General features: G+C 71.5%; 10 protein-coding genes. 1 reads left to right on the top strand and 9 read right to left on the bottom strand.

The genetic code is table 11. The annotated features are described in order from the left end of the window. Positions 1–86: 86 nt before the first annotated feature. Both ACIQNG_RS26540 and ACIQNG_RS26535 read right to left on the bottom strand, forming a co-directional pair. Complete coding sequence (locus tag ACIQNG_RS26540; RefSeq protein WP_401488417.1) at positions 87–1,721, bottom strand: multicopper oxidase family protein; 1,635 nt, start codon at positions 1,719–1,721, stop codon at positions 87–89. Positions 1,722–1,812: 91 nt separating this feature from the next. Continuing rightward, positions 1,813–2,307 (bottom strand): hypothetical protein, encoded by a 495-nt coding sequence (locus ACIQNG_RS26535; RefSeq protein ID WP_401488416.1) that lies wholly within the window; start codon positions 2,305–2,307, stop codon positions 1,813–1,815. Positions 2,308–2,684: 377 nt separating this feature from the next. Between ACIQNG_RS26535 and ACIQNG_RS26530 the strand changes: the two genes are divergently transcribed. Then, on the top strand, positions 2,685–3,389 hold the full coding sequence (locus tag ACIQNG_RS26530; RefSeq protein ID WP_401488414.1) for a GNAT family N-acetyltransferase: 705 nt from the start codon (positions 2,685–2,687) through the stop codon (positions 3,387–3,389). A gap of 137 nt (positions 3,390–3,526) precedes the next feature. Here ACIQNG_RS26530 and ACIQNG_RS26525 read toward each other — a convergent pair whose 3' ends face one another. From ACIQNG_RS26525 to ACIQNG_RS26495, 7 genes are all read right to left on the bottom strand, one after another. Then, on the bottom strand, positions 3,527–4,768 hold the full coding sequence (locus ACIQNG_RS26525) for a glycoside hydrolase family 27 protein (RefSeq protein WP_401488412.1): 1,242 nt from the start codon (positions 4,766–4,768) through the stop codon (positions 3,527–3,529). Positions 4,769–5,159: 391 nt separating this feature from the next. Further along, the gene (locus ACIQNG_RS26520; protein ID WP_401488411.1) at positions 5,160–6,926 is read right to left on the bottom strand and encodes an ABC transporter ATP-binding protein; all 1,767 of its coding nucleotides are present in this window, start codon (positions 6,924–6,926) and stop codon (positions 5,160–5,162) included. Next, a complete protein-coding gene (locus ACIQNG_RS26515) occupies positions 6,923–8,665 on the bottom strand; it encodes an ABC transporter ATP-binding protein/permease (protein ID WP_401488409.1) in 1,743 nt (580 codons plus the stop codon). The genes ACIQNG_RS26520 and ACIQNG_RS26515 overlap by 4 nt, the downstream gene beginning before the upstream one ends. After that, positions 8,662–9,972: a nitroreductase gene (locus tag ACIQNG_RS26510; RefSeq protein WP_401488407.1), complete on the bottom strand. Its 1,311-nt coding sequence runs from the start codon at positions 9,970–9,972 to the stop codon at positions 8,662–8,664. The genes ACIQNG_RS26515 and ACIQNG_RS26510 overlap by 4 nt, the downstream gene beginning before the upstream one ends. An 11-nt stretch (positions 9,973–9,983) precedes the next feature. After that, positions 9,984–11,375, bottom strand: a complete 1,392-nt coding sequence (locus ACIQNG_RS26505) for a YcaO-like family protein (RefSeq protein ID WP_401488405.1) — start codon at positions 11,373–11,375, stop codon at positions 9,984–9,986. Continuing rightward, positions 11,366–12,850 (bottom strand): CocE/NonD family hydrolase, encoded by a 1,485-nt coding sequence (locus tag ACIQNG_RS26500; protein WP_401488550.1) that lies wholly within the window; start codon positions 12,848–12,850, stop codon positions 11,366–11,368. The genes ACIQNG_RS26505 and ACIQNG_RS26500 overlap by 10 nt, the downstream gene beginning before the upstream one ends. 41 nt (positions 12,851–12,891) lie before the next feature. After that, complete coding sequence (locus tag ACIQNG_RS26495; protein WP_401488403.1) at positions 12,892–13,776, bottom strand: hypothetical protein; 885 nt, start codon at positions 13,774–13,776, stop codon at positions 12,892–12,894. Between the last annotated feature and the right edge of the window lie 26 nt (positions 13,777–13,802).

Raw genomic sequence — 13,802 nt, 5'->3', positions numbered from 1 at the left:
CCTGCCCGCGGTGTGGTCGTCCGCCCGCGCTCTGCGCCGCGGGGCCGGCCGGACGCGACCGGCCCCTGGCGGTGCCGCAGGAGAGGTCAGCTCCGGTACGCCACCAGCGTCATCATTCCCACCTCTCCGTGGTAGGCGTTGTGGCAGTGCAGCATCCACTGGCCGGGGTTGTCAGCGTCGAAGACAACGGACAGCTTCTGTCCCGGGAGCACGATGGAGGTGTCCTTGCGCGGGCCGCCGTCGCCGTGCTGGTAGGTGTGGCCGTGCAGATGTACCGGGTGCCACATCTCCGTGGAGTTGTCGAAGTCCAGCTGGACCCGCTGCCCCTCCTCGATCGTCAATGCGTTGGCCGTCGGATCGTCCATGTCGAACGCCTTGCCGTTGATGGACCAGTCGTAGTTGTCCATGCATCCGGTGAGTTTGACGCGGTGCACCTGATCCACCTTCCTGGACGGCAGGCGGACGTCGTCGGTGGCGCGCAGCTCGGATGCCGTCAGGATCCTGCCGTTCAGTTCCTTCGGACGGACGGTCGCCGCGGGTGTGCCGCCGGAGCCTGTACGGACCAGTGCCATGCCCGCGGCGTCCTTGCCCTCGGCCACCGCGACCAGGGGGAAGACGCCGTCGGCGAGGGTGACCAGGACGTCGTACCGCTCGCCCATACCGAGGAGGAGGGCGTCGACCTGCTCCTGCTCGACGGGAAATCCGTCGGTGTGAGTGATGGTCAGCCGGTGGCCGCCGAGGGCCACCCGGTACGCCGTGTCGCCGCCGGCGTTGATGATGCGCAGCCGGACGCGTCGGCCGGGTTTGCCCTGGTAGACGTCGGGGTCGGCGGGAACACGGCCGTTGATCAGGTGGTGCGGGTACCTCACGTCGCCGGCGTCGCCGCCGAGCAGTTCACTGTCGGAGCCCATCAGCATGAACCCCATCGACGCGCCGCCGGGCGAGGAGGTGACGGAGGGGGACGGGGAGCCAACCTCCATGTCCATGCCCCCCATGTCCATGCCCTCCATGCCCCCCATGTCCATGTCCCCCATGTCATGGCCGCCGGAGTCGGATTCGTCGTCCGAGTCGGATTCGTCGTCCGTGCCCTGGCGGAGCTGGGCGAGGACCTCGTCCGGGGTTCCGGTGACCCCGTCGACCCAGTCGTCCAGGACGACGACCCATTCGTCGTCGTACGACAACGGTTCCTTGGGATCTTCGACAATCAGCGGCGCGTACAGGCCGCGGTCGATCTGGACGCCGACATGAGGGTGGAAGAAGTACGTGCCGGGGGCGTCGGTGATGAAACGGTAGGTGTAGTTGGCGCCCGCCCGTACCATCTGCTGGGTCACCGGGGGCACGCCGTCCATGTCGTTGCGCATGGCGATGCCGTGCCAGTGGATGGACGTACTGGTCCTGTTCGGCAGCTGGTTGGAGAGTTCGGCGGCCAGCGTGTCACCGACGGACAGGCGGATCTCCTTGCCCGGGGCCCGGCCGCTGAAGGCCCAGGTCCGTGCCATGACCCCGGCGCCGAGGTCGAGCGTGGCGGGCGCGGCGGTGAGATTCACCTGCTGAGTCCTGCCGGTCTTCTTCCGCTTCTTCTCGGTTGCGGCGATGGCCCCACCGGAGGGGTCGACCAGAGGGGGCGTCCCGCTGGAGCCACTGGTGCAGGCGGCCAGCGCGCCCGCGCCCGCGACGCCGAGTCCGGCGAGCAGGGCGGAACGGCGGTTGATGCTGTTCATGGATGTCCTCGATCTCAGTACACGTATGCGGAACCGGGCGGTGACGGCTCCTCGGCACGGTGAAGGGTGCGAGGAAGCCGCTGGGCACGGCCTAAATACGCAGCTGAGCGAGTACGGACAGGTCCGGGGGTGCCCGTTCCACCGTTCCGGCGGCCTGGGAGCCCGCGGTGACGGTTCCGTAGGGGGTGAGAGCCCACGAAGTCGGGGTCCGCTCCGGTACCGGGAGCTTCACCGTCTCGACGAGGCTCCCGGTCGAGCAGTGCTCCATGGTCGTGCCGGAGCAGGGCGCCGTGTCGACGCTGATCATTCTCCGGGCGACCACGGTCGTCGGCCTCGGGTCCTGCACGCTGGTGATCGTGGGCCGGTCCCCGGACATGGCCGGTGCCTGAGCATGTCCGGGCATCGCCGTGCCGGGCGCCATGAGATGGGGGGTGGTCCAAGAGGTCGGGCCGATGGTGGCGGCGGCCGTCTCGTGGTGAATGAGCACGGCGAGTACCGCGGACAGAGCGATGACGGCGGCCCGCGCCCAGCGGACGGCGCCGTGCGAGGCGCGGGTCCGTGGGGCCCGGGCTCCCCGTGCTGTCATCGCTTCCCTCTGCGTCTCGGTGCGTTCGGTGAGATGCCGCTCAATGTATCCGGCGGGCGTAAACGCGCGGTGAGTGCCATCCGCGACCTCACAGCTGAGGCACAGGCACCGCGTCCGGCGCGCTTCGACTCTGCCGCACGGTCGACGCTCACTGTCACCACCCGCAATTTTTCTACGTCGCGTAGTAGATTTAGTTCTACGCACCGTAGTAATTTGACGGGGTGGACGCCGACCTTCGCGCCGCTGCGCTGCCGAGCACTGTCCGAACCTCTTCCGAACTGGATCACCCCACCACCCAGCTACGTATCGTGGCCGCCCTCGGTGATACGCCACCGGGTACCGGGGCGCCGGACGGCGGAGTGGTCACCGTCCGGTTCATGGACACGCAGCATCTGCCGTACGTAGTGGGTGAGCACCTCCGGTACTTTCCCGGCGGCTTCTTCGCCCGCCTCGGGCGCGGATTCCTGACCGCGTACACCCGCACTCACCTCACCAGCCCGCACGCCACCGGGTTCATCGCCGAGTTGGACGGGAAGCCTGTCGGCTACCTCGTCGGCGTCATCGACCCGGTACTGCACCGCCGTCACCTTCTGCGCAGCCACGGGCTCGGTCTGGCGCTGCGGGGCCTGGCCGCACTCGCCGTGCGTCCCACGGTCGCGGCACGCTTCGTACGGACGCGGCTGGGCCGGTACATACGTAAGCTGTTGCCCGGTCCGGGAGTTGTCCCCGACCAGGCACCGGGGGGCGACGCCGGCCCCGACACCGGTCTCGGCTCCGCCCTCGTACGCACCCGCCCGGTCCGTGGGGCGGTCCTCTCTTATGTCGCCGTGGCCGAACAGGCCCGCTCGCTCGGTATCGGGGGTGTGCTGATCGAGCGGTTCACCCACTTCGCCGTACTGGCCGGATGCGACCGGATCTCGCTGGTCACCGCGGCCGGTGCCGCCGGCGCCGGGCCCTACTACGAACAGCGCGGCTGGCACTCCGACGGTGACACCCACACCCCGGACGGCACCCGCTTCCTCCTCTACTCCAAGAACCTGCCCGGGCCCACCCTGCCCCGGCCGCGTCGCAGCGGTTCCTGAGCCGCCACCCCGGGGTGAACGGCGAGACGGCCGGGGCGCGGCCGGGTGAGGACTGGGCTTCGGCGACGAGAGTCTGATCGCGGTCCATCGGGAGCACGACCAAGCCAGGCTGCTCACCGGGGTGCCCCTGTGGGCAGTTAGGTGGCGGGGGTGATCCTGTACATCACGGTGCCGTGTGAGGGGACCGAGGCGCTGATGGTCCCGGTCGACGTGCTGATGTTCTTGGTCCAGAGGTCCTTGACCGTGTAGGAGGCGGCTCCGGGGACACCGGCGGCGGTGGCCGTGGTGGTGAGGGTCTGGGTGGTGTCGGTCTCGTTGGTGAGGCTCACGGCCCGGCTGCCGTCGTGGAGCGGCTTGCTCATGACGACGAGGCCGCCGCTGTTGGAGATCACGGTTCCCTGCTTGCCGAGGGGGTCCTGGTCGACGGCGATGACGTCGGTGTTCCTGAGGGTCTCCAGGGTCGCTGGGCCGGCCTTGCTCAGGTCGGTGCTGAAGAGCAAGGGGGCGGCCATCATGGACCAGAGGCTGAACTGTGTGCGGTACTCGGTGTCCGTCATGCGCCCCCGGCCGACCATCAGCATGTCCGGGTCGTTCCAGGCACCCGGGCCGGCGTACTGTGCGAGGCGTTGGTTGAGGTGGGCCCTGTTGATGACCTTCTGCCAGTAGTCGCCGATGTCGGTGGTGGTCCGCCACAAGTTGCCGACTCTCGGCGTCCACTTCCAGGGCTTGTTGGCGCCCCACTCGCAGATGCTGTAGACGATCGGGCGCCCCGTGGCCTTGAGCGCGTCCTCCATGGCCTTGTAGCGCTGATAGGCGTCGACGCCCTGGTTGCCGCAGTTGTCGTACTTGAGGTAGTCCACCCCCCAGGAGGCGAACAGATCGGCGTCCTGCTGCTCTTTGTTGAGGGAGGCGGGGAGGCCGCCGCAGGTGACGGTTCCGGCACTGGAGTAGATGCCGAACTTCATGCCCTTGGAGTGGACGTAGTCGGCGAGCGCCTTCATCCCGTTGGGGAAGCGGACAGGGTCGGGGACCAGGTTTCCGGAGCTGTCCCGTTCCGGCGACTGCCAGCAGTCGTCGAGGTTGACGTACTTGTAGCCGGCAGCGGTGAGACCTTGGGACACCATCAGGTCGGCGGTCTGTTTGATGTGTGCCTCGGTCAGGGTGCCCTTGCACAAGGTGACGTAGTAGTTGTTGTAGCCCATGGGTGGGGTGAGGGCCGGGCTGCTCTCGGCAGCAGCGGCGGCGTCGGCCGGGGAGGCCGTGGCAACGTCCGCTGCCACGCCTGCGCTGGCGGCCAGGGCGGTGCCGTAGGCGAGGAGGGACAGCGAGGTGGCCAGCGCGGCCGTTCTCTTTCTCGCGGCGCGAAGTCTGCGGTTCATGAAGTGCCTCCTTGGGGGCGCGTGGGGCGGACCCGGGTGGGTGTGGGGGCACCGCGGGTGCCGTCGTGTGCGTGATGCCACGGTCGGCCGGATGTGAACTCGGGAGTCGCCCCCGGGGAGACCGCATGTCAGGCCGCCTTGTTGCCCGTTGGTGAGGTGGACCATCCAGGTGGCGGCACGTCATTCGTAATGACATGGACGGTTCTACCAGTCTCAACATTTTCCAACAAGACCCACACCGGTAACGCCAGCTTCATTTATGCCCGGAAGAAGCCTCAGTGTGCGGTCAGGCGCCCTGCCCCTCAGTAATCGCCATGTATGAATCTGTTGATACGTGGGCCTTTTTGGTCATGGTGGGCGCTGTGTGACTTCCCCCGGCGTCGAGAAGCCGTCAGCGGGTCACCCGGGCGGACGCTTCGGCGGGCTCCGCGACCATCACCCTGGCAAAGGCCCCTCCTCGGAAGATGAGTTGGTCCCAGGTCCCTTCCTCGGCGATGCGCCCGTCGGCGAGCACCGCGATGCGCTCGGCCCGGCGGATCGTGGCGGGCCGGTGGGCGATCCAGATCGTGGTGCGGGTGGCGGACGCTGCCGCCAGCGCCGCGGCGAGTTCAGCGTCGCCGGCGGTGTCGAGATGAGCGGTGCATTCGTCGAGCACCAGTACCCGCGGACTGCCCAGCAGGGCGCGGGCGAGGGAGATACGTGCGCGCTGTCCTCCGGACAGAGTCCCGCCGCGCTCACCGACATGGATGTCCAGGCTCGGGGCGAAGCGGTCGATGCCGCAGCCGCGGGCCACCGCGGCGAGTTCGCTGTCCGTCGCCTCGGGGGCCGCGAGGCGCAGATTGTCGGCGAGAGTGCCGTGGAAGAGCGGTGTCTCCTGTCCGACCACGGCCACCGCCCGGCGTAGCTCCGATTCAGGCAGGTGACGCAGGTCGACCGGTGCCGAGCCGTCAGCGGGCACGAGTTCGATCGCTCCGTGCGAGGGATCCCAGAAGCGGGCGAGCAGGTGGGCACAGGTGGACTTGCCCGCTCCGGATGTTCCGACGAGAGCGACCGTCTCACCGGCCTGAACCGTGAGGTCCAGTCCGTCCAGGACGGTGGTCCCGCCGTAGTCGAAGCGCACGTCGCGCAGTCGCACGCCGAGCGGGCCTGCCGGGACGGGCTGCGGTGCGGGTGACTCCACCGTGCCCGCAGGTGCGGTGATGGCCGCACGGACGCGGGCGGCGGCCGGTCGCAGCCCGCCGGCTCGGCCGAGTGCCGCCGCGGATTCGGCGGCCGGTGCGAGGATGCCGAGGCCGAGGGCCATCGCGGCCGGAGCCCAGGCCCCGTCGAGCTGCCCGGCGGTGACGGCTCGGGCGGCGATCGCGACAACCCCGAGGACGGCTGCGACCACCAGCGCCTCACGGACGGCGGCTGCGGCGGCCTCCCACGACTGCTCGGCCCGTTGCGCCGCGGCGAGGTCCTCACCGGCGGCGGCGAGCCGGGAGCGACTGCGCCGCAGAGCGCCGAAGGCCAGAAGCTCCCGCAGCCCGTCGACGGTCTGCACCGCTTCCGCGGACAGCTCGGCAGCCGCCGCACGCGTCCGGGCTCCCCGGGCCGTCCTGCCTCGGCCTTCCACCAGCGGTGCGAGAACGAGGAGCACCGCGACCGGCAGCACGACGAGCAGCATCTGTGGCTCGATGACTGCCAAACCGACCGTGCCGACTCCGAACACTGTGGTGGCGGCCAGCAGTTGGGCTATCGCGTGAGCGTAGAAGAACTCCAGTGCTTCCACGTCCCCCATGGCCGTCGCCGCGAGATCACCGCTGTGCCGGCCGCCGATCCGTGCCGGGGCGCTCCGGGCGAGCCCGTCGAAGACCCGCACGCGCAACTCGGCCAGGACGCGGTAGGCGAGATCGTGCGAGAGGTCCATCTCCCGCCAGGTGGCCAGTGCTCGGACGAGTACGAGCGCCATCAGCGCGCCCACGACGGTGGTGGAGGGCGGCGTCCGTTCCATGACGGCGGCGCCCACCGTGTGGGCGGCGAGGGTGACCAGCGTGACGAGCGCGGCCTGCTCGGTGAGTGCGGCCGCGAAGGTACGCGCCACCATGACCCGGTGGGCGCCGAGGGCGGGCAGCAGAGCCCGCAGCGAGCCGCGTTCCGGGGTGTCGAATGGCTTCATGCTGCTGGTCGTCCCGCTTCCTTCGTGTGGCCGGCCTTGACCAGCGAGGCGTAGAGCCCTCCACCGGCCATGAGGGTGTCGTGGTCGCCGACGGCCTGTACCCGGCCGCCGTCGAGGACCACGATCCGATCGGCGTGACGCACCGAGTCGAGGCGGTGGGCCACGACGATGCGGGTGCGTCCGTCTGCGGCCCGGTACAGCTCCTGGCCGATACGGGCTTCGGCCCGCTCGTCCACCGCGCTGGTCGCCTCGTCCAGGACGAGCACGGGTGCGTCGGCGAGCAGGGCCCGTGCGAGGGCCAGGCGTTGGCGCTGACCACCCGACAGGGTGGCGCCGCGCTCTCCCAGCAGGGTCAGGTACCCCTCGGGCATGGCGGCTATCTCGTCGTGGATGCCTGCGGCGCCCGCGGCGCGGCGCAGGTCGTCGTCGGTGGCGTCCGGACGGGCGAGTCGGAGGTTGTCCGCGATGGAGGCGTGGAAGAGGTAGGTCTCCTGGGAGACGACGGCGATGCCCCGGCGGAGGGAGTCCAAGGTGTAGCGCCTCGTACCGGTGCCATTCGTGAGGATCTCGCCGTGTTGCGGGTCGTGGTGGCGGAGCAGCAGCGCGAGGAGGGTCGTTTTCCCGGCGCCGGAGGGCCCGACGACGGCCGTCGTGCGACCGGCCGCGGCGGTGAAGGTGACGCCCGCCAGCGCGGCACGCTCGGCACCCGGATAGGTGAAGGTCACCTCGGCGAAGGTCACCTCGGGCGCGGTGGGCCAGTCCACACGCCGCTGTCCTTCGTCCGCCACCCCGCACTGGGCTGTGCGCAGCGCGGTGATGCTGTCCGCCCCGGAGACTCCGAGGTATCCGGCGTGCCACTCCCTGGAGAGGTCACGCACAGGGCGGAAGCATTCCGAGGCCAGCATCAGCAGCAGATAGGTGCCCGTCTCCGTGGTGTTCCCGGAGAGCGCTGAGCCGCAGGCCACCAGCGCCGCTGCAGCCGTACCGCCCTGGATGGCGAGGTCGGTGAGGCCGGTGTCGATCAGGGAGACGCGGAGTTTGGCGACGGTGGCCCGGTGGAGAGCGGTCGAACGGCGCTCCAGCCGCTCGCGGGTCCGCCCGACCGCGCCGGCGGCCCGCAGGGCGGGCATGCCCTGGAGGGCTTCGAGATAGTCGGCAGCCAGGTTCTCGTAGGTGTCCCAGTGCTCGCGTCCGCGGCGTTCCAGGACCCGGTCCCACCAGCGGGGCGCGAGCAGCGCGAGAACGAGGGCCGGGACCAGCGCGAGCAACGCAGGCGGCGCGATCGTGGCCACAGCGATCAGCAGCAACGGTGGGACCACGCAGGTGATCAGAAGCTGAGGCAGATAGCGGGAGACATACGCGTCGACGCCTTCGACGGCGTCGACGAGCGTGGCGCGTACGGCGCCGGCCCGCGCGCCGACGGCATGGGACGGTTGGAGCTGCCCGAGGTGTTCCAGCAGGGAGTCGCGCAGGTGGCCCCGTACGCGTGAGCCGGCCTTGACCGCGGTGCGTCGCTGCCACCAGGTCAGGCCCGCGCGGGCGACGACTGCGGCGAGTACCGCGCCCAGGAGCGCAGGCACGTGCTGCGTCGCCCCCCGGGCCGTGGCGGAGAGAGCCAGCGCGAGCAGCACGGCCTGCGCCAGGTGTGTCACTGCCACGGCGCCGAGCAGGGCCGTCGCGCCGAGCAGCGCGCCACGGGCCGTGCGGGCGGCCCGTGTGAGTTCCGGATGAAGCATCACCGTTCATCGCCCCTTCCCAGGGCAAGTCCGTGCACGATCCAGTCGCGGCCCGGTGCTTCGCCGATCGCGGCGCCGAGGTCGGCATGCTGCCAGGAGCCGATCGGGCGCGATGCCAGACCCAGCCGGGTGGCGGTCAGCTGCGCCCGGCCTCCCGCGTATCCGGCGGCGAGGTGTTCCTTTCGGATGCGTGCGGCATCCGCGTGGCCGGGACATCCGTGGGCAAGGAGTACGGCCCCGGCCTCGGCGATCCACGCCTGGCCGGCCGCCCAGGCGGCGAGGGTGGGCCGGGTCTCGCCGGACGCGAGGGGCCGGAGAGCCGGGTCGGGCGGATGGCTTGCGGGCGGGGTGAGTTCAAGGAGCGCGGGATGCGTGCCGCCGACGGCCGCGCACCACCGCGGTCCGTCGGGCGATGCCTCTGCCGCGCAGGCCAGTACTCGGGCGAGGTCCGCGGGCGCCACAGGGCCGCGCAGTGGTGGCTGGGCGCTTCTCCGGGAGAGCGGCACCTCCTCGGAACCGCACGCTGCCACCGCGGTCCAGACCCCCGGGTGTCCGTCGGAAACGGCCACGCAGTCCAAGGCACGCCAGGTCTGCCGCAGCACAGGGGAGGTGACCTCGACACCGGGCTCACCTTGTGGAGCAGCTGCGAGAGGGCACGCGGCCCAGCGTTCGAAGACGTCGTGCGGCGTTGCGTACGGTGTGCCGAGGGCGACGGCGGCAAGGGGGTGCTGGGGTTCGGTGCCGGGCCAGGTGTGTTGCCATCGCGCGGAGTGGGGCAGACCGGCTGCCGCTGACAACAGGGCACCGTCCGCATCGAGGCACAGCTCGGTGGCTCCCGCCTCCACGAGTGCCGCGACAGCGTGTCCGGCGTCCAGGAGGAGCAGGGGCAGCGCGCGGTGGCCGTAGTGCGACACGGTGGGCCGGGCCCGGACCGTGAGAACGATGACGGTGCCTTCGGGCGGGTCGTCGGGAGCGGGACCTCGACGGTGCACCCGGTGGGTCAGCGCGTCGTACGCGTAGCGCCCGGCGGGAAGTGTCTCGGCGCCGCCGACCAGGAGGTGCGCGTCGACGGGATGCAGCGCGCCGGCCGAGGGCACGCGCCTGAGCCGACCGGCGCCTGCCCGGTCCGCCGCCAGGGAGCGGCGGAGTACGGCGTCGAGGGTGAGCCCGGCCCGGGCGGTGAGCGGCTGGGCCGGCACGGTCCATAGGGGGGCGCTTCCTGGAGAGGCGTCGGGGCCGGGCGTCTCCTGGGACCGGGCCCGCGCCAGGGCGGCGCGGGCGATGTCGTCTGTGGTGTTCGGTGCGGGCACGTCGCTCCCTCTTACATGTGCGGCGGCGGTGCGAGCGTGAAGTCCTGGGGTCCGGCCGGTGCCGTCGACCGCCATCCCCGGGACAGCGCGGCCTGCCCGAATCGCGGGTTGCCGAAGTACCCGAAGGCAGCCGGGGCGTTGGGGACGAGTCCGGACACCAGGACCCGTGCCACCCGCAGGGGCGTCGCCGTCACGTCTTCCGTGGTCAGGTCGAAGGTGATCACTCGGTGCCCGCCGGCGGTGAGGCGGCGGTCGAGAGCCGCACGGCTTCCGGTCCCGACGTCCCCGATCGGTACGACGCCGTGGGCCGGGTCGGTGAAGCGGGTCGCCAGCGGGGTGATGCGTTCGTCGAGCCACACCTGCACATGCGCGCCCAGGTCACGCACGGCGCCGAAGTCGGCGCCGCAGTCGTCCAGATAGCGCCGGTCCGCCCGGTGCTCCAGGTACAGGCCGCGGGCGAACATGCCGGCGTCGACTGCTTGGAAGACCCAGCCGTCGCGCTCGACCGCGCCCTGGGTGAAGACCCAGGTGTGCACGGCCTCCAGCACGGCCTTGCGCGCCGCTTCGGCCGGGTCGTAGCGGCAGGCGAACCCTGCGGCGTAGATGCCCCGCCGGGGATCATGCGCCAGTGCCGCCATGCACGGAGCGAACTCGGACGGCATCTCCACGATCCGGATGTCGAGGGCGCAGCCCTCCAGGTCGGCGGTGAGCCCGGGGACGCTGGCCGGGTCGATACCCCGGGTGGGCCCGTCGAGGTGCCACCACAGCTCCAGGGCGTCTCGCTCCACGATCTCCAGCAGCCCGCGTTCCACAGCGTCGTCGAGCCCCTGGCCGGTGGCGATGCCCGCGTAGTTGAGGTGGTGGGTGCGGGGCAGGGAACGCAGCTCTCCCTGGCGCCAGTTGAGATGGGTGAGGGAGACCGGCGCCCAGCATTCCGCTCCGTTCTCCGTCCCCCGGGCCCACAGCGCCGGTGTGTCCGCCTCGAAGGGCCGATAGGGGAACGCCGGGCGGGCATGCTGCCAGGAGGCGTACCGGGGGAGGTCGTCGGGCCCGTACAGGCGCCTGCCCTCCTTGTGGAGTTCGGCAGCCGTCGCGTGCCTCGGCGCGTCGCGATGCCCAGGGGGCGGAACGCGGTTTCCGCAGTACCGTTCGATGGCCTCCGCGATCGCGGCGACGCGGGCGCCCTCGGGGTCACCGAACGTGGTCCCCAGGGCGACGCGGTCGGCCGGCCAGGCCCCGAAGCGCCGGGCGTCGGCGACCTCCGCGGTCATGGCCGTATAGCGCGGTGGCGCGCCGGTGGGGTGCTCGACCGGTGCGACTGCTCGGATCAGCCCGCAGACGGGGTCGACGAGGTCGTCGAGCGTCAGGTCGGTGACCGGGGCGCTGCGGGTGGTCAACGGCATAGCTCCTGTACGGGATGGACACGCGCGAAGCGGTGTGGGGCCGGGGCGGCGGGCAGGGCGAGCGCACTGCCTTCGAATGTGACGGATCGGTGTGAGCGGAGCAGCCGGGTCGCGGTGACCGGGTCTTCCCCGGAGTGAGGGTTGCGGGCGTGGGCGGGAAAGTGGTGCCCGCCGATTTCGAGGCGCAGCCGGGTCCCGGCGGGCAGCCGCCGGGACAGGAAGCCCAGCGGTACGGAGATCCGGGCGGCCGTGTTCGGCCGGTCGGTACGCCGTACGACGCCGGTCGCCAGGTGGTCCGCCGATCCTCGCGGGTCGAGGGCGACGACCCGGACCACCCAGTCGGCGCTCGGTGTGTCCGCCAGCGCCACCATCCGGACCTCCGCGCTGCCGAGCAGGTCCAGGGGCCGGGGGAGGGGAGGTGAGATCAGCAGGCATCGGTCCGCACGACCGGCCCTGGGCACGCTCAAGTCATCCGAGCGAAAAGGCCGTTCGGGATCGGCTTCGAAGTCCGGTCCCACGACCGGGCGCAGCAGGGTGCCGAACGGATAGAGGGTGGGCCGCCTGGAGTCGTCCACGGAAGCCCACCAGGCGCTGCCTCCCAGCGCGGTGACTCCGGTCCTGCCCTTGCCGAGTCCGCCGGTGAGCGCGGCTCGGGCCCAGCGGACGTAGAGCCGGCCGAGGTTCAGCTGGTGGCCAGGGTGCGCTTCCGGCCCGGGCGATGCGGTCAACGCATGCCCCCATGGCCCGAGGAGGAGGCGGGCGGGCCCGCCCCAGTGTCGCCACAGGTCGACTGTGGCGTCACGGAAGGGGTCGCGGCTACCGCCGACGGCCAGAAGCGGCGGGCCCGCGGTCGCGGCACGTGCCCAGGTGTGGCCGTCGGGTTGGGCCTTCCACAGCAGGGGCCAGGAAGGCATGACGCGCCGAAGTCTGTGCGGGAGGTCGGTCACCGGCAGGTGTTCCAGCAGGTGGGGGTCGCTCGCGAGGGCTTGCTCCAGGACGTTCTCGTCGGACACGCCGCGGTCTCCGTGTGCGGCCCACCACCCGGCGCGCGCCAGCAGCCGCTCAGGGCCGGTCGGCTCCCGCGCGGTCTCGGCGGCCCCGACAGCGGGCACGGCGGCTATGACGGCGTCCGGCCGGTCGGCCGCCGAGGCTTCGAGCACCGATGCCAGGGCGCAGTGGGCGCCGTACGAGCTTCCGTACGCCACGACCTGCCCGGTGCTCCAGTGCTGTTCGCGTATCCAGCGCACGGTGGCGACGCCGTCCTCGGCTTCGTTCCGGTAGGGATGCCACCGACCGCACGAGCCGTAGCGCCCGCGCACGTCCTGCGCCAGGGCGGCGAAGCCAGCGGCTGCCCAGGAGAGCAGTTCGGGGCGGTGCCGACGGCGGTCGTACGGTGTGCGGATCAGGACGGCAGGAAACGGCCCGTCGCCGCGGGGCAGGCACAGGTCCGCTGCCAGCCGCGTCCCGTCGTCCATGCCGAGGTGAAGGGCGGCCGTGGCGGCTGCCGGAATCGCGTTCACCGGCTTGTGCCTCCGGAGGAGATGCCCGCCGCCCGGTGGGTGCGGGGCGGCGGCAGCGGAGCCACCCGCGGTACAGGAAGGACGGGGTGCTCACTGACGCTCAGGTCACGCAGGTCGACGCGGCGCAGACGGCGACGTACGGGCAACCGGCCGGTCCGAAGTCGCCCGTCGGCCCAGGCAAGGAGGTCTGCGGTGAGCAGTTCAGCGATCAACGCCGCCGACGCAGCGGTACCGGGTGCACCGCTTTCTGCTGTGCGCCTCCCTTCCCAGTAGGCCGCGAGTTCGCGGTGCGCGGGGGAGACGGCGAGCCGCCGCAGGCGCACGTCGGCAGAGGTGACATCACCGGGCCCGGCGGCCAGGGGTTCGAGCCATGCCTGGAATCCTTCGCGGTGGCAGCGCAGCCATCCGACGCCCTTGGCCGGCAGCGTGTCCGCCGCGTCCCACAGCCCGGGAGTGGCGGGTGAGTCGAGGCACCACACCACCACGGTGGGCATCCCCTCGGGTCCGTGGGTGGCCTGCTCCGCCAGTGCGTCGACATCGGCAGGGCACAGACGGGTGACGTCAGCACCCTCGGCAGCCACCCGGCGCGCGAAGTCACCGGCCAAGGGTTCGTCACCCAGCACGAGGACGGCCCTCCCCGCGAGGGCCTGCCCAGCAGGGGAACCAGCGCATCCGGCGTATCCGGCGTCCTCGAACGCCCTCACGAGGCTCTCCAGTTCCTGACTTCCCTCCGGGCCGCCTTCGAGCCGGGCCAGCAGGTCCTTGGCCGCGACCCCTCCCGTGTCGACGCGCAGGAACTCGCCGTCCGGCGTGCGCACAGCGAGACCCAGTCCTGCCACATCGACGATCTCCACGCCTGGGGCGAGTCGGCTGACGGCCACGAGTTGACTCCTCGGTTCGGGGGCTG

This window comes from Streptomyces sp. NPDC091377, from assembly GCF_044757045.1.
Classification (GTDB): domain Bacteria; phylum Actinomycetota; class Actinomycetes; order Streptomycetales; family Streptomycetaceae; genus Streptomyces.
Note: the sequence above shows the minus strand (reverse complement) of the source record. Positions and strands in the feature narration are given on the sequence as shown.

Bases quoted from the DNA above. Each gene is read 5' to 3' on its own strand.
- ACIQNG_RS26500 (WP_401488550.1), bottom strand. From the start codon at position 12,850: ATGGACGACGGGACGCGGCTGGCAGCGGACCTGTGCCTGCCCCGCGGC.
- ACIQNG_RS26530 (WP_401488414.1), top strand. From the start codon at position 2,685: ATGGACACGCAGCATCTGCCGTACGTAGTGGGTGAGCACCTCCGGTAC.
- ACIQNG_RS26505 (WP_401488405.1), bottom strand. From the start codon at position 11,375: ATGCCGTTGACCACCCGCAGCGCCCCGGTCACCGACCTGACGCTCGAC.
- ACIQNG_RS26535 (WP_401488416.1), bottom strand. From the start codon at position 2,307: ATGACAGCACGGGGAGCCCGGGCCCCACGGACCCGCGCCTCGCACGGC.
- ACIQNG_RS26520 (WP_401488411.1), bottom strand. From the start codon at position 6,926: ATGAAGCCATTCGACACCCCGGAACGCGGCTCGCTGCGGGCTCTGCTG.
- ACIQNG_RS26540 (WP_401488417.1), bottom strand. From the start codon at position 1,721: ATGAACAGCATCAACCGCCGTTCCGCCCTGCTCGCCGGACTCGGCGTC.
- ACIQNG_RS26525 (WP_401488412.1), bottom strand. From the start codon at position 4,768: ATGAACCGCAGACTTCGCGCCGCGAGAAAGAGAACGGCCGCGCTGGCC.